The 22,068-nt window shown below is 68.1% G+C and carries 16 protein-coding genes; 10 read left to right on the forward strand and 6 right to left on the reverse strand.

Going from position 1 to position 22,068, the window contains the following annotated elements:
- Positions 1 to 51: 51 nt before the first annotated feature.
- On the reverse strand, positions 52 to 1,284 hold the full coding sequence (locus ACIRG5_RS07990; protein WP_402901904.1) for a glycosyltransferase: 1,233 nt from the start codon (positions 1,282 to 1,284) through the stop codon (positions 52 to 54).
- 97 nt (positions 1,285 to 1,381) lie between these two features.
- Between ACIRG5_RS07990 and ACIRG5_RS07995 the strand changes: the two genes are divergently transcribed.
- Entirely contained in the window at positions 1,382 to 2,131 is a 750-nt protein-coding gene (locus tag ACIRG5_RS07995; protein ID WP_402901906.1) for a PIG-L family deacetylase, read from the forward strand.
- A 52-nt stretch (positions 2,132 to 2,183) separates the two neighbouring features.
- Here the strand turns inward: ACIRG5_RS07995 and ACIRG5_RS08000 are convergent, their stop codons facing one another.
- From ACIRG5_RS08000 to ACIRG5_RS08015, 4 genes are all read right to left on the reverse strand, one after another.
- A complete protein-coding gene (locus tag ACIRG5_RS08000) occupies positions 2,184 to 2,792 on the reverse strand; it encodes an LPXTG cell wall anchor domain-containing protein (RefSeq protein ID WP_402901909.1) in 609 nt (202 codons plus the stop codon).
- 134 nt (positions 2,793 to 2,926) lie between these two features.
- Positions 2,927 to 5,797, reverse strand: coding sequence for an AAA domain-containing protein (locus ACIRG5_RS08005; RefSeq protein WP_402901911.1), 2,871 nt, complete (start codon positions 5,795 to 5,797; stop codon positions 2,927 to 2,929).
- Between the two features lie 96 nt (positions 5,798 to 5,893).
- A complete protein-coding gene (locus ACIRG5_RS08010) occupies positions 5,894 to 6,556 on the reverse strand; it encodes a Ku protein (RefSeq protein WP_093588179.1) in 663 nt (220 codons plus the stop codon).
- Positions 6,557 to 6,685: 129 nt separating this feature from the next.
- Entirely contained in the window at positions 6,686 to 8,071 is a 1,386-nt protein-coding gene (locus ACIRG5_RS08015) for an SDR family NAD(P)-dependent oxidoreductase (RefSeq protein WP_319973348.1), read from the reverse strand.
- Positions 8,072 to 8,097: 26 nt separating this feature from the next.
- On the opposite strand from ACIRG5_RS08015, the gene ACIRG5_RS08020 reads away from it, so the two are divergent.
- Genes ACIRG5_RS08020 through ACIRG5_RS08030 form a run of 3 tightly spaced genes read left to right on the forward strand, consistent with a single transcriptional unit; the run spans position 8,098 to position 10,472 of the window.
- Positions 8,098 to 8,802 (forward strand): HAD family hydrolase, encoded by a 705-nt coding sequence (locus ACIRG5_RS08020; RefSeq protein ID WP_402901915.1) that lies wholly within the window; start codon positions 8,098 to 8,100, stop codon positions 8,800 to 8,802.
- Positions 8,803 to 8,856: 54 nt separating this feature from the next.
- Entirely contained in the window at positions 8,857 to 10,059 is a 1,203-nt protein-coding gene (locus ACIRG5_RS08025; protein ID WP_402901918.1) for a DUF4231 domain-containing protein, read from the forward strand.
- Complete coding sequence (locus tag ACIRG5_RS08030; protein ID WP_093588176.1) at positions 10,056 to 10,472, forward strand: SLATT domain-containing protein; 417 nt, start codon at positions 10,056 to 10,058, stop codon at positions 10,470 to 10,472. The genes ACIRG5_RS08025 and ACIRG5_RS08030 overlap by 4 nt, the downstream gene beginning before the upstream one ends.
- Before the next feature lie 278 nt (positions 10,473 to 10,750).
- Here ACIRG5_RS08030 and ACIRG5_RS08035 read toward each other — a convergent pair whose 3' ends face one another.
- On the reverse strand, positions 10,751 to 11,434 hold the full coding sequence (locus ACIRG5_RS08035) for a DUF2306 domain-containing protein (protein ID WP_402901921.1): 684 nt from the start codon (positions 11,432 to 11,434) through the stop codon (positions 10,751 to 10,753).
- Between the two features lie 90 nt (positions 11,435 to 11,524).
- Here ACIRG5_RS08035 and ACIRG5_RS08040 point away from each other — a divergent pair, with 90 nt between their 5' ends.
- From ACIRG5_RS08040 to ACIRG5_RS08065, 6 genes are all read left to right on the forward strand, one after another.
- On the forward strand, positions 11,525 to 11,740 hold the full coding sequence (locus ACIRG5_RS08040; protein ID WP_402901924.1) for an RNA-binding S4 domain-containing protein: 216 nt from the start codon (positions 11,525 to 11,527) through the stop codon (positions 11,738 to 11,740).
- Between the two features lie 376 nt (positions 11,741 to 12,116).
- A complete protein-coding gene (locus tag ACIRG5_RS08045; protein ID WP_402901927.1) occupies positions 12,117 to 13,625 on the forward strand; it encodes a sugar transferase in 1,509 nt (502 codons plus the stop codon).
- 69 nt (positions 13,626 to 13,694) lie between these two features.
- Complete coding sequence (locus tag ACIRG5_RS08050; RefSeq protein ID WP_402901930.1) at positions 13,695 to 14,729, forward strand: Gfo/Idh/MocA family protein; 1,035 nt, start codon at positions 13,695 to 13,697, stop codon at positions 14,727 to 14,729.
- On the forward strand, positions 14,729 to 15,727 hold the full coding sequence (locus tag ACIRG5_RS08055; protein WP_402901933.1) for an NAD-dependent epimerase/dehydratase family protein: 999 nt from the start codon (positions 14,729 to 14,731) through the stop codon (positions 15,725 to 15,727). Before ACIRG5_RS08050 ends, ACIRG5_RS08055 begins: the two co-directional genes overlap by 1 nt.
- A gap of 277 nt (positions 15,728 to 16,004) precedes the next feature.
- On the forward strand, positions 16,005 to 17,141 hold the full coding sequence (locus ACIRG5_RS08060) for a DegT/DnrJ/EryC1/StrS family aminotransferase (protein ID WP_402901936.1): 1,137 nt from the start codon (positions 16,005 to 16,007) through the stop codon (positions 17,139 to 17,141).
- Positions 17,142 to 17,361: 220 nt separating this feature from the next.
- On the forward strand, positions 17,362 to 22,065 hold the full coding sequence (locus tag ACIRG5_RS08065; RefSeq protein WP_402901939.1) for a DUF4082 domain-containing protein: 4,704 nt from the start codon (positions 17,362 to 17,364) through the stop codon (positions 22,063 to 22,065).
- The last annotated feature ends 3 nt before the right edge of the window (positions 22,066 to 22,068 follow it).

Genomic DNA, 22,068 nt, shown 5'->3' on the forward strand with positions numbered 1-22,068 from the left:
GCCGAGGGGCGGCGCCTTCCATCCCTGAGATCTGGGGGAGGCGCCGCCCTTTCACATGCGCACGAGTTTCCGGTTGCGGTGCACGATCCGTTCCAGGTAGTCGGCGACGTCCCGGATCGACGGCAGCCCGAGCACGTGCCGTTGCGCCCGCCGCACGCCCGCCCGGATCCCGTCGTCCGTCAGCGCCCGCTGACAGGCCTGAGCGACCGCGTCGGAGCAGAAGTCGTGCACCCGCACGCCCAGCTGGAGATCGCTGACCCGATGAGCGTTGTGCATCTGGTCGTGCAGGACCGGCAGCACGGCCGACGGCACCCCGGCCCGCATCGCCTCGCGAACGGAGTTGTACCCGCCGTGCGACACCAGCAGATCCGCGCTCTGCAACAGCAACGCCTGAGGCAGCGACTCGACCAGGTGCACGTTCGCCGCCGTGGCCTCCACCGGCAGCCCGCCCGTCAGCACCACCGCCTCGCACTCCACAGAGGACAGTCCGGCCACCATCGCCTCCAGGTGGGCCAGCGGCGAGCGGTCCAGGGCCTGCGGGGGCAGCGCGTCGAAGTCGAACAGCTCCAGCGACGACTCGGACTCGAACACCCCGCCCGACGTGGAGGTCGACGCCACCACCAGCGGCCGCGACGGGTCCAGGTCCGCGAGCCACTGCGGCAGCCGTTCCCCGGCGCTGTGGTGCGACGGCTGCTGGAAGGCGAACGCGGGAGGCATCGGCTGGCGGGCGAACGAGAAGCCCGGTGGGACGGCGTCCAACCGGCCGTACCGGTGCGCCGAGTCGAGGGACTCGTGCAGCGGCGTGCGCAGTTCCGCGCGGCGTTCGTTCAGAGCGTTCAGCAGCGTCAGGCGGTCCATGTACTGGCCAACACCGGACGGCGTGGTCACGTGCGGCACGCCCAGATGCTCGGCGACGAGCAGGCCCGCGAACTCGATTCCGCCGCGCAGCACCAGTTCGGGCCGGAACTCGGTGGCGACCGGCAGCAGTGCCTGGACGGCCGCGGCGATGTGCGGGCCCGCCGCGAACTCGACGATCATCTCGTCGGAGAACGGGTCGTAGTCCGGTGGGAGCGTGAGCACTTCGCCCTGCAACAGGTCCGCGAGCTGGTCGGCGACCTCGGGGAACACGGCGGCGACGCGAACCGGCTCGTCCGCGAAGCCGCGCAGCACCGACGGCGGGCCCGCCACCAGCACCTCGTGGCCGAGTGACGTGAGCATCGCCACCAGCGGCAGGGTGGCCCTGGCGTGGGCGGCCGAGAACGCGACTGTGCACAGCACGCGCACGGCGTCCTCCCCGCGGCCGAGGGTTTGTTCCCCAGCTTAGGGAGCGGCGGGGGCGCGGGGGAATGGCGAAGTTCCATTCACAGGTAACGTCGCGGACATGGCGACATTGGTGACGTTCCACGCCCACCCCGACGACGAGTGCATCGTCACGGGTGGCGTGATGCGCAAGGCGTTCGAGGAGGGACACCGGGTCGTGCTCGTGGTCGCGACGCGCGGGGAGGCCGGAGAGGTGCCGGACGACCTGGCGGAGGGCGAGGAGCTCTGGCAGCGCCGCGTCGTGGAGACGCACGCGTCGGCGGACCTGCTGGGGGTCGCGCGCGTGGAGTTCCTGGGATATCGCGACTCCGGGATGATGGGCGACGAGCTCAACGGGCAGCCAGGGTCGTTCTGGACCGCGGACGTCGAGGAAGCCGCCCAGAAGCTCGCGGCGATCCTCGTCGAAGAGGACGCCAAGGTGTTCACCACCTACGACAGCTTCGGCGGCTACGGCCACCCGGACCACATCCAGACGCACCGCGTGGGCATGCGGGCCGCGGAGATCGCGGGCACGCCGGCCGTCTACCAGGCGATGGTGCGGGAGTCGGAGTTCCGCGAGGCGTTCCGGCGCTCCGGGATCGAGGAACCGCCGCCACTGGGCGAGGACGCGGTGCCGGAGTCGCAGATCAACGTCGGCGTCGACGTCACGAAGTACCTGGAGGTCAAGCGGAAGGCGATGCGCGCGCACGCCTCGCAGATCCCCGAGCAGTCGTTCTTCCTGTCGCTGGACGAACCCACGTTCGCGCACGCGTTCGGCACGGAGTGGTTCATCCGCGAGGGCCACGGTCCGGCGACCGAACTGGACCTGTAACGCGAAAAACGGGGCGGTCCTCTTCGGACCGCCCCGTTTCAGTTCAGCTTGTTCAGGCGCTGCGACGGCGCAGGAACAGCAGGGTGCCGGCACCGGCGCCCACGAGCCCCAGACCCGAGAGCAGCAGCCACATCGGGGACGCACCGGTCGCCGCGAGGGGCGGCTCGGGAGCGCTTCCACCAGGAGCGGCCGGGGTGGACGACGGCGGGACCTCGGCGGAGGACGAGGGCACCTCCGGAGCCGTCGTGGTCGGCTTGGTGCTCGTCGTCTCCGACGGCTTGGTCGGCGGCGTCTTCACACAGGCCTCGGTCGTGCGGGTCTCGACCTTGCTCCAGCCCCGCTCGAACTTGAGGTCGTCGTAGGCCGTGATCGTCGCCTCGTAGGTGTGCTTGACGTTGCCGTCGCGCTCGAACTTCTGCTCTCCGAGCTTGCCCTTGAAGGTGGTCTTGAACGCCTCGACGCCGTCGATCTTGACGACCAGCGTGTTGTCCTTGTCCTTGCCGTAGTCCTTGAGAGACACGGTGAACCAGGACTTCCCAGCCTTCTCGTCACATCCCTTGTTCACGACAGGGGTGTGCGCCTGCGCCGTGCCGGTCAGTGCCAGCGTGGCCAATGCGGCGGTCACGGTCACCGCGAACGCACCGAGAACTCTCCTTGCCAACGAATCTCTCCTGCTCTGCTTGATGCGTGGCGGATCGAGCAAACATTCATGATCTGAATCACCCGACCGGGTGAACCGCGCCACGCTAGCAACCGAGCGGGGTCGAAAGGTCACCGTATGACAACGCTACGGTGTCACCACGGATAGATCCTCATGTTTTCTGTTAGGCCGATCGTGCCTGCGACGAGTCGCATCTGCTCGACGCCGCGAACGTCAGCGTCCAGCAGCCGGGGCGAGCAGATCATCACGGCGAGCACCTGGGCACGGGACAGGGCCACGTTCAATCTGTTGCGTGACAAAAGAAAGTCCAGGCCACGCGGCAGGTCCACGGTGGACGACGACGTCATGGACATGATGACGGCGGGTGCCTCCTGGCCCTGGAAGCGGTCCACAGTGCCCACCCGAGTTTCGCCGAACCCCGCATCGGCCAGCCGTCGCCGGATCACCCGCACCTGCAGGTTGTAGGGCGCCACCACGAGAATGTCCGCATCGGTCAGTTCGCGCGTTTTGCCGTTGTCCGTCCACGTACGACCCACGATCGCGCGCACGGTGTCGACCACGGCTTCGGCTTCCTCGACCGACGACGTGATGTTGTGCCGGTGGTCGACCTCGCGCAGGTAGATCCCGGGCTCGATGCCGGAGATCGACCGATGCGCGGCCGATTCGTGCGAATGGAGCAGACCGGCATAAGAAAGTTCGGACACCGGAAGGCACACCGCCGGATGCATGCGCCGCGTCTCGGCCAGGAAGTAGCCCAGATGCGCGGGGATCACGTCCGCTTCGCCGAGCAGATGGCCCAGTGCGGAGGCGTCCGAACCGGGCGGGTGCACACCCTGCACGACCTGTGGCAGTTGCTGCGGATCGCCCAGCAGCACCAGGTTGCGCGCCGCCGTCGCCACGGCCACCGCGTCGGCCAGTGCGAACTGCCCGGCCTCGTCGATGATCATCACGTCGAACGGCTGCGCCTTGATCACGGCGTTGGAGAACGTCCAAGCGGTGCCGCCGACCAGGTGGCCCTGCGGGTGTTCCTCACGCCACCTGGCCAGCGCACCGTTGTCCTTGGGCTGGTCCCATGGCAGGCCCTCGACGGGCTTCTTCTCCTTGGAGCGCTTGGCCATCGGGATGTCGGGATCCACTGAAGACAGCACGTTCTCGACGGCCTTGTGCGACGTCGAGGTGACCGCGACGGTCTTGCCCTGGTCGATCAGGTGCCGCACGAGCTTGGTCGCGAGGTACGTCTTGCCGGCGCCGGGCGGCCCCTGCACGGCCAGGGTCCCGCCGTCGAGCTGGTCGACGGCCTTGATCACGGCCTGCACCACGTCGTCGTGCTGCGGCAACGGTTGCGCGGGCGGCGTGCGCAGCAACAGGTCGATGCCGGGGTTGCGGGGGAGCAGCGGCAACAGGCCGACGGCCTGCTCGGCCAGGTCCGCGACGGCCTCGTCCTTCGGCGACGCGGGCACCGGACTGCCCGGCAGCACGGCGATCGGCAGCTCTGAATGCTCCTGCGAGTTGCTCTCCGTCAGCACCAGCTCGTACGGGTTGTCGTCCGCCACCACGGCGTTGCGCGTCACGTTGCCGGGGTAGAGCAGCCGCACCTGTTCCCCGGAGCCGAACGGATGCGGCCGCTCCGGATCGATCCGCGCGCGCACCTGCCGTTTGTGCGTCCGGACCCGTCCGGCCGGCGGCACCCAGTCCTCGGCCTTCAGCGTGATCGGCACCGCGCAGTTCGAGTCGGTCTCCAGATCCGAGATGGGCGCGAGGGCCTGCCGGAAGAAGTCGCCCCACGCCGGACTCGCCTCCCGCCGGTGATACCCGACCGTCGCCGCGAACAGGTCGTGCCCCTCGGCGAGCAACGGCTCGGTCAGCGCCGCCAGCCTGCGCGCCCGCTCGGCTGCCTTCTCGCGAGCCGCTTCGTCCTGCTCGTGCGGCGGCGCGGTCTCGATCTCGCGCTCGAGCTTGATGGCGTGCAACAGATCCCGCAGACCACGAGTGGGAATCTCGTCGTCCAGCAACGGTGTCAAGGCCGGCAGCGTGTACTCCCGGGTGGACACCCGCAGCACCCGCCGCGTCAGCGCGCCGAGATCGACGCACCGCCGCACGAGCTCGTCCACTTCGGACTCCTTCGTCGCCGTCCGCGCGGCCCGCCCGGCCAGATCGTGCGGCGTGAAGTGGTAGACCGTCCCGGCGGGCGTCCGGTCGACGAACTCCTCGAACGTCCCCTCCCACCCCGGCGTGCGGAACGTGTCGCCGTCGACCTCCAGGAACACGTCGTCCTCGGCCGGCTCCGGCAGGTTCGCCAGCGCCTCGGGCGCCACGACCTCGTAAGTCGTCACGCCCGTGCGTTCCTGTTGCACCTGAAGCCGGGCCTGCGCGGTCAACGCCGTGAACGAGGCGGGCGACAGAGTGGCGGGCCGCTCCTCGGTCGCCGCAAGCGCGTCGATCGTGTCAATGCCGACCGAAACCAGCTTCCGCCGCTGGTCAGCCCTAAGACCCGCCACGAGCGAGAGGTCCCGCGCCTCCTCACGACCAGAAGCGCAGTGACGAGCGAACCGGCACCCGTTGCACGCGGCCCGCACATCACCCCACGACCGCTGGGGCGCGGGTGAGGGCTTCGCGAGCCGCGTGCGGAGGCGCCCGAGCAGGGGAAGGAAGTCGGCGACGCGGAACGACGTCCGCCGCCCGTCGACGATCAGGTGCCCCCGCGCGGCCCCCAGCGCCTCGGCAGCCGCGACCAAGGACAACACGGCCAGGGGAGTGGCGTCCGAGGCCTCGTCGCACGGCTCGTAGCCCTCGGCGGTGCGCACGAGAGTCTGAGCCGAGCAGTGGAACACGCCGTCGAAGAACACCGCGTTCTCGACCAGGTCCGCGCCGGACCGCATCTCCTCGGCCGTCCGGGCGGCCAGACGGTGCAGCTCGGCGGGGTCACCACGCCGAACGTCCCGAGCGAGGAAGCTGCGGTGCTCGCATTCGAGCAGGTCGACGAGATCGGACGGGCTGGCGAGCATGGCTGCCGACTCTAGCGCCGCCCCCTGACAGAACGGGCGCGCGACCCGCGTTCATCCCCGAGACGCGGGTCGCGCACCCGCACCATCAGGAGCCGGTCACACGTTGGCCTCCACCAGGTGCAGCAGGGCTTCGTGGTGCGTGTTCGGGTAGTCGTGCGGCCGGAACGGACGCGTCTGCGCCCGCACCAGCGCCGCCGCGGCGGCCAGTTCGCCGGTCCGCACCTCGGTGTCCCGGTGCAGGAACGCGAAGTGCGGCTCCCGCACCTCGTCCGGCCACAACAGCGTGTGCAGCACCAGGACGCCCTGCTGCGGCCGCAGCGCCGCCAGTGTTTCCTTGCCCCGCAACGCGAACTTCACGATCGCCGCGGCCTTGGTGCGCTCCAGCGTCTCCCGCAGCAGCACGTAGGACCGCACGGCCAGGTCGTCCGGCTCCACGTAGTAGCTGCGGTGCAACGCGACCGGGTCCAGATCGACCTGCGGCGCGAACTGCTGCACGTCGATCACGCCGTCCTCCGGCGCCGGCAGATCGCCGGGATCGATCTGCACGATCCGGCCGTCGTCGAGCTCGTAGCCCCGTCCGATGTCCTCCGGCGTCAGCCGCAGCGAGCACTCGCCGCACACCTGTTGGTGACGCACACGGCCACTGTCCTCGCGGTGCACCAGATGCACCTTGCTGCGATGTTCGGTGGCGGCCGACACCAGCCGCACCGTCATCGTCGACATCCCGAACCGAAGTGCTCCCCGCCACACAGTCCTCATGACAAATGAGTACTCGAACAGGTGTTCAACTAAGCATAACGCCTGATGAAAGACCTCGTTCGGGCGCGTCCGACAGGTACCTCGGACGCGTGTTTCCGACGAAAGTCACTCCGAAGGCCTACTGTGACATCACCAAGGGCTGGGTGCGTAGTCCTTCAGGAAGCAGCCGTACAGGTCCTCGCCGGCCTCGCCGCGCACGATCGGGTCGTACACCCGCGCCGCGCCGTCGACCAGGTCCAGCGGGGCGTGGAAGCCCTCCTCGGCGAGCCGCATCTTCATCGGGTGCGGCCGCTCGTCGGTGATCCAGCCCGTGTCGACGGCGGTCATCAGGATGCCGTCGGCCTGCAGCATCTCCTCGGCGCTGGTGCGCGTCAACATGTTCAGCGCGGCCTTCGCCATGTTCGTGTGCGGGTGCCCGGAACCCTTGTAGGCGCGGGAGAACTGGCCCTCCATCGCCGACACGTTCACCACGTACTTGCGGCGGTACGAGGACTTCGCCATCGACGACCGCAGCCGCGAGATCAGCAGGAACGGCGCCGTCGAGTTGCACAGCTGCACTTCCAGCAGCTCCACCGGGTCGACCTCGTCGACGTTCTGGATCCACGAGTTGACCGGCGCGGTGTCCGGCACGAGGCCGCCCGCGTCGATGTCCTTCGAGCCCGCCATCAGCGCCAGCGTCGTCACCGAGTGCGCCTCGGGAACGGCGGTGCCGGGCAACGCCAGCTGTCCGTGCCCGCCGAACGAGATCAGCTCGGGACGGCGGGCGTCACCGGTCAGCTCGTCGTGCTCGGCCTGGGCGAGCGGCGTGTAGGCGTTGGCGGAGCGGCGCACGGTCTGGGCGGCGTTGTTGATCAGCACGTCCAGCGGGCCGCGCGACGCCACCTCGTCGGCCAGCGCCAGCACCTGGGACGGGTCGCGCAGGTCGATGCCGACGATCTTGAGCCGGTCGATCCACTCGGCGGCGTCCGGCATCGTGGCGAACCGGCGCGCGGCGTCCTTGGGGAACCGGGTGGTGATCGTGGTGTGCGCGCCGTCACGCAGCAGGCGCAGCGCGATGTACATGCCGATCTTCGCGCGCCCGCCGGTCAGCAGGGCGTTGCGGCCGGTGAGGTCCGTGCGGGCGTCGCGCTTGCTGTGGTTGAACGCGGCGCACTCGGGGCAGAGGTTGTGGTAGAACGCGTCTACCTCGACAAACCTCTTGCGGCACGTGTAGCAGGACCGCGCGCGCAGCAACGTGCCGGCGGTCGCACCGGCGGCGTTCGACACGAGCGGGAGGCCCTGCGTCTCGTCGTCGATGCGGTCCGGCGATCCGGTGGCCGTCAGCGCGGTCACGGCGCGGTCGTTGGCCGTGATGGCGGCCTTGCGCTCGGTCTTCCGGAACTTCTTCGCGGCCTTGAAGATCTTCGCGGTGGCCCGGCGGACGCGCACGGCGTCGTCGTGTTCCGCCGGCAGGTCCTCGACCTGGGCAAGCACGCGCAGGCAGACTTCCAGCTCTGCGGGGTCGATCGAGGTCATGAGCAGGCATTTTACGGGGTGAGGGGGTGCTCGGAGTGACCGGGCCCGAACTGCTGGTGCTGTGGGACATCGACAACACGCTGATCGCCGCGCGCGGCTTCGGCGGACTGATGTACCGCGAGGCGTTCCGGACGGCGTTCGGCCGGGAGATCGCGGGCCCCGTCGACCTCGGCGGACGCACCGAGCTGGACATCATCTCCGAGACCCTGCGGCAGCACGGCATCGAGCACACCGAGGAGGCGTCGCGGCTGCTGGCCGACGCGCTGGCGGACTCCTTCGAGACGCGCCGCGCCGAGCTGCCCGGCCACGGCGAGGTCCTGCCCGGCGCGCTCCAGGCGCTGGAACACTTCGCGAACGACCCGCGTGTGCACCAGGGCGTGCTGACCGCGAACCTCCGCAGTGTGGCGAGGATCAAACTGGAGGAGTTCGGCCTGGCGCACCTCGTCGACTGGGACGCGAGCGCGTTCGGCGACGACCACGCCGACCGTGCCGAGCTCGTGACGTTCGCCCGTGAACGCGCACAACGCATCCGGCCGTTCGCACAGGACGAGGTCGTGCTCATCGGCGACACCCCGCACGACGTCTACGCGGCGACGAAAGCCGGTGTGCGGCTCGTCGCCGTGGCCACCGGGCGCAGTTCGAGACAGGATCTCCACCAAGCTGGAGCCCAGATCGTGATCGACGACCTGAGCGACCTGTCGCGGCTGGCCAGGAGCGTGTGGGCCACCTGAGACGGGTCTGAACGGCTCTGGCCGACGGTCGATCACGGCGTTATGGTGCGCGGCATGCCCACAGCAGGCGGCCCGACAGTCAAACGGCTGTCCCAGCCGGACGCCGACATCAAACCGAAGGCCCTCGGACTTCCCCGAGGCCGCACGGTGATCTCGGTCTTCGGCTCTACCCAGGACATTGAGACGGATCTCGCCGCGAAGTTGTTGCCGGTGCTCAGATCCGTGGTCGTGACGGCGGCGCGCAACGGCGCCGTGTTCGTCACCGAAGGCACCGACCGAGGCGTTGTCCACTTGCTGGGCATGGCTTTGCAGGCGTGCGAGCAGCGCTGGCCCGTCGTGATCGGGGTCGCGCCGAGCAGCAAGGTGCACGACCTCACCGAGAGCTCCACCAACGGTCAGGTCCCGCTGGAACCCAACCACAGCATCGCCGTCATCGTGCCCGGTTCGGAGTGGACGGACTCGACACCGGTGCTGTTCCGCACGATCGACGCGGTGCGCCACAAGAAGCCCGTCGTCGCTCTCGTCGTCGGAGGCGAGAACGAGCGCGAGGTGATCGACCACCTCAGCGGCGACAACCCGCTGCTGGTGCTCGCCGGCACCGGTGGTCTCGCGGACCGCATCGCGACGGGTGACCTCACCGGCGACCTCGCGGTGCTCGTGCGCAGCGGCAAGATCTTCATCATCCACGTCGACGAGGGCGCCGGTAAGGCCGTCACCGCGCTGGAACGGCTGCTGGGCAAGGAGAAGCCCGTCAAGCCGCCGCGGATCCTGCCCAAGGTCCGGTACAAGGCGCCGGAACCGCGCCCGCTCGTCGATCCCGGCTTCGTCGTGGCCTATCCGACGCTCGCCGACGCCATCCACGACGCGAACCAGGTCGTCGCGCCGGCGTTCCAGGAGCTCGACTCCGAGGCCGAGGTCGAGCAGAACCGCTACCGGCTCACGGCCGTGCTCGCGATCGCGGGCGGCCTCACCACGACGGTGTTCGCCGGGCTGCAGACCTGGCTCAAGGACACGCCGTGGCCGGGCGTGCTCGTCGTGGCGGGTGGCGCGTTCGCCGCGGCCATCACGATCGTGGCGCGCAAGCGGGAGTCGCTCGACAAGTACCTCACCGCCCGGTCGCGCGCGGAACGCCTGCGGGCGCTGTACTTCGCGCACCTCGCCTCCGTCGCCCCGGCCACGGAGGAGGAGCGCCTGGACAAGGTGGCGGACCTGGAAGCCGCGGTCAGCAACCGCAAGCACGAGGTGGTACGGACATGAGCGACAAGCAGCGCCAGGCCCAGTTCGTGGAAGCCTATCTGCGCCACCGCTTCCAGGACCGGCTCGACCACTTCGAGCGCGCCCGCAAGCGTTACTCCCGTGCTCGCACGTGGACGGTCGCGCTCGCGGCCGCGTTCTTCATCGCCGCCGCTGCCGCCGCGGCCGTGGGGATGGCGGACGGGCCGCGCAGGGCCATGTGGGGTTTCGTGGCAACGGTTCTGGCCGCTTTGGGCACCGCGATGTCGCTGTACGAGGCGACGTTCGGGTTCCGCCGCCTGGCGCGGGAGAGCGCCACCACTTCCGTTGCGCTGCAACGACTCGCGGTGGACGGTCCCACGCCGGACGACGTGGACGACGAACGACTGGTCGCATTTGTGACCGAAGTGGAATCGGTGCTCAGGTACGGCAGGTGAAGTCGAATCGTGGCAAAATGATCAGGGATTCGTTCGAAGAAAGCGCTCCCACGGCTACCACGCAGCGTGGGTGATCGATTACGGTAAGCGTCGGTTCTGGTGTTTTCGTCACCCAGTTGCCATGATGACCACATCCCCCGATGCGGAAGCAGGCACGAGATGACTTGGGCGCGTCCCGCGATCGCCGAGCCCGAAACCGGCACCTTCGCCGAGGCCAAGGCTCTGGAGAAGGAGCACAGCACGATTCAGAACAGCAAGGCGGCACGCACCGTGGCCTGTCACGCCACGGACGCGCTCGACTGCGCTGACCTGCTGGAAATGCTCGGTTTGAACGCCACGGAGGGCAAGGTCCGGGTGTAACCCCGAGACTGGATCCACCACTCGGCCACCAGCAGGTTCACCACGAACGACAGCCAGTTCGCGGTGGCGAAGATGAGCAGCCCGTCCCCGTCGGGCATCACAGCGCCGAGAGCAAGACCCCAGAGGCGACCCGTCACGGCGGCGCCGGTGAGTGCGAAACCGCGGATCATCCAGATGCGGTGCTCGCCGAACTGGCGCCGCCGTGCCGTCTTCAGGCCGTAGAGCGCCGTCACGAACCACAGCACTGACAGAACCGTCAGCGGCGCGGACGAGGCCAGCCCGGCCAGCGACAGCTGGGCGCACACGACGCCGAGCAACGACGACGGCAGGACGGCCGCGAAGTACACGCGACCCATGACGCGGTGCACCCGCGGATGCCGGCCGCGCAGGCGTGGCCAGAACTGCGAGACACCCGCGAGGACCGCGACCGTTCCGGTGAAGATGTGGGCGACCAGAAGGCCGTAATGGGCCGGTCCGTGCAACGGCGGTCTCGCCTGATCCATGTCCAGGGTGACGTACGCGCTCGCGGCGAAGATCGTTATCGCGACGCAGACGAATCCCGATACCGCCAACCAGGCGGCGTACCCCCACGAAGTTTTCATACTTCAAGCGTGTCAACGCCTTCACTCGAACGCGCTGGTGTGGCCCCCCGAGCGAGCGGTGGGGACCGCCCTACTGGGATGATGGGACTCATGCGGACGGTCGAGATCTCCGAAGAGCCGATCAGGCTAGGACAGTTCCTCAAGCTGGCGCAGCTGGCCGAGGACGGCGCACACGCCAAAGGGCTCATCGAGGACGGGGAAGTCCACGTCAACGGCGCTGTGGAGCTCCGGCGTGGAGCACAGCTGCGGCACGGTGACGTAGTGGTTGTCGAGAGTGACGAAGTGCGCATTTCCGTTCGGTCGTAGCGCATTACTCCGTTCAGCGGTAAGCGCATGCACAGTGGTAGTCGATCAGACTAGGGCCTGAAGACCTGTTCTGAGCCATTACCTCGCGGCATACGTATCCAATTATGTCCCTTGTGGACATCTGGAAACGTGTTACGTCGTCACGGTTTCCAGGTGGTGAGACGCGCGTCACGTCCGGTATTCGGACTTCGGAAAAGTTTTTTCCAGGGTCTGTAACGCCGATGCCGGTACGTGCGAATCACCGGTTGCGAGCTTCGGGCGCCAATCCAGTTTGACGTCGTGCCGAAGATCGCGAAGCTGGAAGTTTCCAAGGTCCTCGGGGTGACCTGTGCCTGTGCGTGTCCAAAATCGCCGCTGAGCCGGGGAGATCAGAACGATGAGTGAGCAGGTCCGCGCTGCCCGTGACGTCGCTGCCCGTGACGCCGACGGGGTGCGCTCCACGCTCAATCCTCTGTCGGAACACAGACAGACGCACCCACCCGTCGCCCGCTGGGAAAGCCGCTACCGCTATGCCGTGATCACCGCCGACGTGCTGACCGTTGCCCTGGTCGTCATCGCCGTCGGTGCCGTCATGAGCATCCGCCACGCCGCTTTCGGCCCGCTTTCCCTTGCATTGCTGGACATACTCACAGTAGTTGTCGTCGTCGGCTCGCTCGCGATCAACCGCGTGTGGACGCCGACCGTTCTCGGCCAGGGTGCCGAGGAGTTCCGAAGACTCGGCCGGGGTTTGTTCGGTGCCGTCGTGGCGCTCGGCCTCGGAGCGCTCGCCGTCGACATCCCCGGCGCCCGCCTGTGGATCTTCGTCGTAGTCCCCGCGATCGCCCTGGTCGCGTTTCCCATGCGCTACCTCCTGCGCCGCCCGCTGCACCGCGGCCGCAGTGAAGGACGTTTTCTGCTCTCGGTCCTCGCCGCCGGCAATCTGGACACGGTCGAGGACCTCATCCACCGCACCAAGCGCGTCGCCCACCTCGGCTGGCGCGTGGACGCGATCTGCACGATCGACGGCCGCGGCCGCTCCGGCACCGACGTCGAGGGTGTTCCCGTCGTCGGCCAGCTGCGTGAGCTCGCCGAGCACGTCCGCCGCGGTGGGTACCGCATCGTCGCCGTCACGCCCGACGCCTACTGGACGCCTCGCCGTCTCCAGCAGCTCGCGTGGGCGCTCGAAGGCTCCGGTGCCGAAATGGTCGTGTCGCCCGGTCTCATGGAGGTCGCAGGCCCGCGACTGCACATGAGCGCCGTACTCGGCATGCCGCTGCTGCGCGTGAGTGAACCGGCGCTGAGCGGATTCCGCCGTCTGGTCAAGGAAGTCGTCGATCGCGTCGGAGCGTTCGTCCTCCTGGTCCTGCTGGCACCGCTCATGTTCGCCGTCGCCGCGTTTGTGATGATCGACAGCCGTGGTCCCGTCTTCTACCGCCAGAAGCGGGTCGGCAAGACGGGCGTGCCGTTCACGATCATCAAGTTCCGCACGATGGTGACCAACGCCGACGCGTTGCGCGCCAGGCTCGCCAGTGTCGACGAAGGCAACGGCGTGCTGTTCAAGATGAAGAAGGACCCGCGCATCACCAAGGTCGGCACGTTCCTGCGCCGCTACTCGATCGACGAGCTTCCGCAGCTGTTCAACGTCCTCGCGGGCAGCATGTCGCTCGTCGGCCCGCGCCCGCCGCTGCCGGAGGAGACCGCGAAGTACTCCTCGGACGTGCGGCGCCGCCTGCTGGTGAAGCCCGGACTGACCGGCCTGTGGCAGGTGAGCGGACGGAGCGATCTCTCGTGGGAGGAGTCGATCCGGCTCGACCTGCGCTACGTCGAGGACTGGTCGCTCGCCCTCGACCTCGTGATCATGTGGAAGACCTTCCGCGCCGTCTTCGGCGGCCAGGGGGCCTACTGATGGGGAACTGCGAATTGTTCACGCTCACCGGCAAGGGTGACCTGAGCTCGACTGATGGGGACAGCCGCCATGAATGACGCTGCGATCGGCCTTGCTGTCATCGGAGCCGGGTACTGGGGACCGAACCTCGTTCGCAACGCCCAGGCCACCCCGGAGCTCCACCTGCGCTACCTGTGCGACCTCGACGTCGAGAAGGCCCAGCGCGTGCTGGGTCAGTACTCGACCGTGCGCGCCACGGCGTCGCTGGACGAGGTCCTCGCCGACCCCGACGTCCACGCGGTCGCCATCGCGACCCCCGCGGCCACACACCTGCCCGTCGCCCTCGCGGCACTGGAGGCCGGCAAGCACGTCCTCGTGGAGAAGCCGCTCGCGGCGAACTTCGAGGACGGCCTCAAGCTCGTCGAGACCGCCGAACAGCGCGGCCTCACGCTGATGCTGGACCACACCTTCGCCTACACGTCGTCGGTGCAGCACCTGCGCAAGATCATCCGCGGCGGCGAGCTCGGCGACATCCAGTACATCGACTCGGTCCGCATCAACCTCGGGCTGGTGCAGCCGGACGTCGACGTGCTGTGGGACCTCGCCCCGCACGACCTGTCGATCTTCGAGGCGATCCTGCCCGACGACGTCCACCCGGTGGAGGTCGCGGCGCACGGCTCCGACCCGATCGGCGCGGGCGTCGCGTGCGTCGGCCACCTCACGGTGCGGCTGTCCAACGGGGCGATCACGCACGTGCACGTGAACTGGCTGTCGCCGACGAAGATTCGCACGATGGTCATCGGCGGTTCGCAGCGCACGGTCGTGTGGGACGACAACAATCCCGCACAGCGACTGTCCATTTACGACCGGGGCGTTGACAAGTCCCCGGAGCAGCAGAAGATCTCCTACCGCACCGGCGACATGGTCGCGCCGGCGTTGGTGGAACGCGAGGCGTTGCGCACGATGATGGCGGAGTTCGCCGCGTCCATCACCGAGAAGCGGGCGCCCCTGACCGACGGCCGCGCGGGTCTGCGCGTGCTGGCGGTGCTGGAGGCGGCGTCGGAGTCGCTGCGCGCCGGCGGAGTTTTCGTTCCTGTTCAACAAGTCGAAGGCAAGGTGTCCTGATGTCGGCCAAGGAGTGGGGTCAGCCCATCGCCGGTCAGCGTGCGCTCGTCACCGGTGGTGCGGGCACGATCGGTTCCTCGGTGGTGGACCAGCTCGTCGAGGCCGGCGCGGCCGAGGTCGTCGTGCTGGACAACTTCGTGCGCGGCCGTCGCGAGAACCTGGCGTCCGCCCTGGAGTCCGGTGTCGTCCGCATCGTCGAGGGCGACATCAACGACAAGGCCCTGGTGCGCGAGCTGACCGAGGGCATGGACCTCGTCTTCCACCTCGCCGCCATCCGCATCACCCAGTGCGCCGAGGAACCGCGGCTCGCGCTGGAGTGCCTGGTCGACGGCACGTTCACGATCCTGGAGGCCGCCGCGGCCGCCGGGGTGAAGAAGGTCATCGCGTCGTCGTCGGCGTCGGTGTACGGGCTCGCGGAGTCGTTCCCCACCAACGAACGGCACCACCCGTACAACAACGACACCTTCTACGGCGCCGCGAAGGCGTTCAACGAAGGCATGCTGCGCAGCTTCAAGGCCATGTACGACCTCGACTACGTGGCGCTGCGCTACTTCAACGTGTACGGCCCGCGGATGGACGTCCACGGTCTGTACACCGAGGTGCTCATCCGCTGGATGGAGCGCATCGTCGACGGCAAGTCGCCGCTCATCTTCGGCGACGGCGCCCAGACGATGGACTTCGTGCACGTGCACGACATCGCACGCGCCAACATCCTCGCGGCCAAGGCGCCGGTCACGGACACGGTGTACAACATCGCGTCCTCCCAGGAGACATCGCTCAAGGAGCTCGCCCTCGCGTTGCTTGCCGCGATGGACTCCGACCTGCCGCTGGAGCACGGCCCCGAACGCAAGGTGAACGGCGTCACGCGCCGGCTCGCCGACATCAGCCTCGCGGCCACCGAGCTCGGGTGGAAGCCCGAGATCGGGATGGACGGCGGTCTGCGCGACCTCGTCGCGTGGTGGCGTGCCGAGAAGGCCGCCGCCGAGCAGAACGCCTGATCCCCGCAGGACCGCGAACGAACCAGCAACAGCGTTCGCACCGCACCGCCAGCAAGGCCGCGGATGCGGCAGCCCCGCCAGGCCGCCGCATCCGCGTCGCAGAACCGCAGTACCGCAAGATCCGCACGTTCGTTCGTGCGCCCCAGACCGCGGGCGCGGCCGACACCCCCAGGTCCGCCGCGTCCGCACCCCCTTCCGCGGTCGTCGCTCTGCTCCACCCGCCGTCGAGCAGAGCGGCGGCCGCGGACACCAACTCCGCCAGCGAAGAGGTAGAGCCTTGATTCCGGTTATGCGGCCGTTGCTCGGCGAAGAAGAGGCGCTCGCCGCCGCCGAGGCCGTCCGGTCCGGCTGGGTGGCCCAGGGTCCCCGAGTCCGGGAGTTCGAAGAAGCGTTCGCCGCCTCGGTCGGCGCGCAGCACGGTGTCGCGGTGTCCTCCTGCACAACGGGTCTGCACCTCGCCGTGCACGTTCTCGGCATCGGCCCCGGCGACGAGGTCGTCGTGCCGTCGCTGTCGTTCATCGCCAGCGCCAACGCCGTGCGCTACACCGGCGCCACCCCCGTCTTCGCCGACGTCGAGGTGGAGACCGGAAACCTGAGCACGTCCACAGTGGAACCCGTGCTCACCGGACGAACACGCGCGGTCATGGTCGTGCACCAGGCCGGCGTGCCCGCGGACGTCGACGCGCTCAAGGCGTTGTGCGAACCGCGCGGCATCGCGGTCATCGAGGACGCGGCCTGTGCGGCGGGCTCCACCTACAAGGGCAAGCCGGTCGGCACGGACGCGCTGCTGGCCGCCTGGTCGTTCCACCCGCGCAAGCTCCTCACCACCGGTGAGGGCGGCATGGTCACCACCGACGACCCCGAGTGGGCCGTCCGGCTCAAGCGCCTGCGCGAGCACGGGATGAGCGTCTCCGCGGCGGACCGCCACAACGGCGGAAGCGCCGTCATCGAGCAGTACCTGGAGACGGCGTTCAACTACCGGATGACCGACATCCAGGCCGCCGTCGGCCTGGTGCAGCTGTCCAAACTGGACGCGATCATCGCCCGTCGCCGTGAGTTGGCCGCGCGCTACCACGAGTTGCTGGACGGCGTCGTCGAGACCGTTCGTGACCCTGAGTACGGAACGACGAACTACCAGTCGTTCTGGGTCTGGCTGCCCGAGGGCACCGACCGTCAGGAAGTCCTTGCGGGCCTTGCCGAACGTGGTGTGAGCGCACGGCGCGGAATCATGGCGTCACACCTCGAACCCGCCTACGAGGGTCATCCCAGCGTCGAGCTGCCGGTGACGGAGGCCTTCACGGCCCGGACGCTGATCCTTCCGCTGTTCCACGACATGACCGAGTCCGAACAGGACACCGTCGTGTCAGCGTTGTCGGAAACTCTCCACACATCCCAACTGACCGTGCGTGGTTGAAAGATAAAGATTCAACCCCCACTGGAACATTTTTGTGTTGACACGTAACAGTTCTAACCAGATCGCCGACGTTCGGAGTAGCAGCCCTGTGCTGTCCAGCGTAGTGCGCGGATCACACACGGTAACTCCGTCCGAGAGGTAGAACCCAATGGTGGCTCAGCAGTCGCGTCTCGTGCGGGTGCTTGTGATCACGGCATTAATCGCATCGACGATGTTCGTGATGGGGGTCTTCAACGCCCCCAACGCCAACGCAGCTCCGTGTGACTTCCCCGTCACCAACAAGGTCGCGTGTGAGAACACGCAGACCGGTGCGGACAACTGGCAGGCCCAGTACCGGGACGACACGATCCTCGGGTACACAACGGACATCAGCTACAACATCGGCCAGACCGTCAGCTTCAAGATGCTGACGTCGGCCTCCTCCTACAAGCTCGACATCTACCGGATGGGCTGGTACGGCGGCAAGGGCGCCCGGTACATGGGCACGGTCAACCGCAACACCCCGCAGAACCAGCCACCCTGTCTGCGGGACGCGCCGACCGCGCTCATCGACTGCGGCAACTGGGCCGTGTCGGTCACCTGGAACATCCCCTCCACCGCGGTCTCCGGCATCTACTACGTGCGCATGACGCGCAACGACACCGGCGCCGAGAACGAGATGGCGTTCGTCGTCCGCGACGACGCCTCCACCTCGAAGGTGTTCTTCCAGACCTCCGACGCCACCTGGGTCGCGTACAACCGCTACGGCGGCAACAGCCTCTACTTCGGTGACGGCCCCGGCCAGGGCGGCAGCTCGTACAAGGTCAGCTACAACCGCCCCTACACCGGCGGCGACGGCGACGAGAACTTCATCTTCAACGCCGAGTACCCGATGCTCAGGTTCATGGAGCGCAACGGGTACGACATGAGTTACACGACCGACGTGGACTCGGCCCGGCGCGGCAACCTGATCAAGAACCACAAGGTCTTCATGGCGGTCGGCCACGACGAGTACTGGTCGAACGAGCAGTGGAACAACGTGATGGCCGCCCGTGACGCCGGCGTGCACATGGCGTTCCTGACCGGCAACGAGATCTTCTGGAAGACCAAGTGGGAGAAGAGCATGGACTCCTCCCAGACCGACTGGCGCACCATCGTCTGCTTCAAGGAGACGAAGGGCACCCAGAACGACGGCACGAGCACATGGACCGGCACCTGGCGAGATCCTCGCTACAGTCCGCCCCAGGACGGCGGCAGACCCGAGAACGCGTTGCTCGGCAACATGTTCACCGTCAACGGCCGGCGTGACGACTCGCTGCAGGTGCCTGCCGCGTACGGCAAGATGCGGCTCTGGCGCAACACCGACCTGGTGAACCTCGCCGCGGGCACCACGTACACGTTCCAGCCCGGCACGCTCGGCTACGAGTGGAACACCGTCTACGACAACGGCTTCCAGCCCGCCGGTGTCGCGCAGATGTCCCGCACGACGGTGAACCTCGAAGGCTATTACGGCCTGAAGAACTACGGCGACGAGTACGGCGGCGGTCCAGAGACGCACGCGATCACCTATTACCGTGCGCCTTCCGGAGCGCTGGTGTTCGGTGCCGGCACGGTGCAGTGGGCCTGGGGCGTGGACGACGAGCACGCGTTCCCGACCAACACGCCGACGTCGGACAAGCGGATCAAGCAGGCGACGGTCAACTTCCTCGCGGACATGGGCGTGCAGCCCTACCAGCTGTGGGGCGCGGACCAGCTGACGATCTCCGGCGCCATCAACGACAACGCGGCGCCCGGCGTGCAGATCTCGACCCTGCCGGCGCAGTCGACGGTCGGCCAGGCCTACACCTTCAGCGGCACCGTGATCGACGCGTCCGGCAAGGTCGCGGGCGTCGAGGTCTCGACCGACGGCGGCACCCGCTGGCACTACGCCAACTGGCAGGCGGGCCAGACGTCGTGGAGTTACACGTACACGCCGAACCAGTCCGGCACGGCACAACTCAGGGTCCGCGCGGTCGACGACTCGCTGAACCTGTCCACGCCGGTGAGCGCGACGCCGAACGTCACCGCCAAGACCTGCCCGTGCGGCATGTTCGCCGGCACGGAGGTCCCGAAGGTCGCTTCCGCCGACGACAGCTCGCAGCTGGAGCTCGGCGTGAAGTGGAAGGCCGAGAGCAACGGCTACGTCCGGGGCGTGAAGTTCTACAAGGGCACCGGCAACACCGGCACGCACACCGGCAGCCTGTGGTCCTCCACCGGTGATCTGCTCGCCACCGGGACGTTCACCAACGAGAGCCCGACGGGCTGGCAGACGCTGCTCTTCCCGTCGCCGATCGCGGTGAACGCGAACACGACCTACATCGTGTCGTACTACACGCCGACCGGGCACTTCGCCTACGACACCGGCGGGTTCTACCAGCAACAGGCGTACATGCAGCCGATCACCGGCCTGCAGTCCGGTGTGGACGGACCGAACGGCATCTTCCGCTTCGGCGCCGGCTTCCCGAACCAGACGTTCGACAACACGAACTACTGGGTCGACGTGGTGTGGGCGACGGACCCCGGTCCCGACACCCGCGCGCCGATCCAGAACGCGAACTCGCCGGTGACCAACGCCGGGTCGGTCGCGCTGAACACCACGGTGTCCGGCACGTTCGACGAGAACGTGACGCTCAGCTCGGCTCAGGTCACGGTGACCGGCCCGTCGGGCGCGGTCACGGGCACCAAGTCGATCTCGAACGACGCCCGCACGATCACGTTCACACCGTCCGCGCCACTGGCGGCCGCCACCGCCTACACCGTCACGATGAGGGCGGCCGACGCGGCCGGAAACCTGTCCTCGCAGTCGAACTGGACGTTCACGACAGGCTCGCCGCGCCCGGCGACCTGCCCGTGCACCGTCTGGGACGACTTCGCGGCACCGGCGGTGATCGACTCCGGTGACACGAGCCAGGTCGAGGTCGGCACCAAGGTCCGCTTCGACGGCAAGGGCGAGGTGCTCGGCGTCCGCTTCTACAAGGGCACCGGCAACACCGGCACGCACACCGGCTCGCTGTACACCTCCACGGGTCTGCTGCTCGCGACGGGCACGTTCACCGCGGAGACCACGTCCGGCTGGCAGAAGCTGATGTTCAACTCGCCGGTCCAGGTGCAGGCGAACACGACGTACATCGTCTCGTACAACGCGCCGAACGGCCGGTACTCGGTGACCTCCGGCTACTTCAACGGCCAGGAGGCGAGCTACCAGTCGCTGCACGCGTTGCAGAACGGCGCGGACGGCGGCAACGGCGTCTACAAGTACGGCACTGGTTTCCCGAACAACTCCTACAACGCGACGAACTACTGGGTCGACGTCATCTACCGCAACGGCCTCAACGGTGACACCACGCCGCCGACGATCACGAACCGCGCGCCGGCCGTGAACGCGACGAACGTGGGCCTGCAGAGCGCCCTCACGGCGACGTTCAGCGAGCCGGTCGACCCCGCGTCGGCGCAGATCTGGCTGAAGGACCCGAAGGGCGCCAAGCTGTCCGGCTCGGTGTCGCTGTCCGGCGACCAGAAGACGGTCACCTGGACGCCGTCCGCCAAGCTCGTGTCCGGTACGCAGTACCAGGCGCACGTGGGCATCGCGGACGTCAACGGCATCGCGATGACGGCGGCCGCGGAGTGGAACTTCACGACCACGACGACGCCGACCTGCCCGTGCTCGCTCTTCAGCACGGCGACGGTGCCGGACGAGACGTCCGCGGACGACTCGGGCGCGTACGAGCTGGGTGTCAGGATCACCCCGACCCAGTCGGGCCAGATCACCGGTGTCCGCTTCTACAAGGGAACCGGCAACACCGGCACGCACACCGGTAGCCTCTGGAACGCCAGCGGTCAGCGCCTCGCGACGGGCACCTTCACGGGTGAGACCGCGACGGGCTGGCAGACGCTGACGTTCTCGCAGCCGGTGGTCGTCAGCTCCGGCCAGACCTACACCGCCTCGTACACGACGACCACCGGGCACTACGCGGTGAACGCCGGGTACTTCGGGACGGGTCCGGTCAACTCCGGTCCGCTGTCGGCGCCGCAGGAGCTCAACGGCGTGTTCGTGCCGGGTGCGGGCTTCCCGACGATGACGTACGGCTCCGGCAACTACTGGGTCGACGTGATGTACCAGCCCAACGCCGACAACGTCGCTCCGGTGGCGCAGTCGCACACGCCGCTGACCGGCGCGAGCGACGTGGCGTTGAACTCGACGGTCACCGTGTCGTTCGACGAGCCCGTGGATCTCAACTCGGCGCAGTTCGACGTCACCGACCCCGGTGGCGCGAAGATCGCCGGCACGCGGGCGCTCTCGCCGGACAGCAGGATGATCACGTTCACGCCCGCTGCCAGGTTCGCCGCGTCCACTGTGTACTCGGTGACCGCGAAGGCCGCGGACACGTTCGGCAACATGATGGCCAACCCGGTCACGTGGTCGTTCACCACGACGACGACGCAGACCTGCCCGTGTTCGCTGTTCAGCGCGGCGACCGTTCCGACGGTAACTTCGGCTGATGACAACGGCGCGTACGAGCTGGGCGTCAAGTTCACGTCGAGCACGAACGGGCAGATCACCGGCGTGAAGTTCTACAAGGGCGCGGGCAACACCGGCACCCACACCGGGTCGCTCTGGTCCGCGGACGGCCAGCGCCTGGCCACCGGCACGTTCTCGAACGAGACCGAGTCGGGCTGGCAGACGCTGACGTTCTCGTCGCCGGTGTCGATCACGGCGAACACCACCTACACCGCCTCGTACACGACCACCACGGGTCACTACGCGGTGAACGCCGGCTACTTCGGCTCGGTGACCTCGCCGCCGCTGGGTGCCGCGCCGTCCGCCGGTGTGTTCACCGCCGGGTCCGGGTTCCCGACGTCGACCTACAACGGTGGCAACTACTGGGTGGACGTGATGTTCCAGTGATGC

Source organism: Lentzea sp. NPDC102401 (assembly GCF_044765805.1).
GTDB lineage: Bacteria > Actinomycetota > Actinomycetes > Mycobacteriales > Pseudonocardiaceae > Lentzea > Lentzea sokolovensis.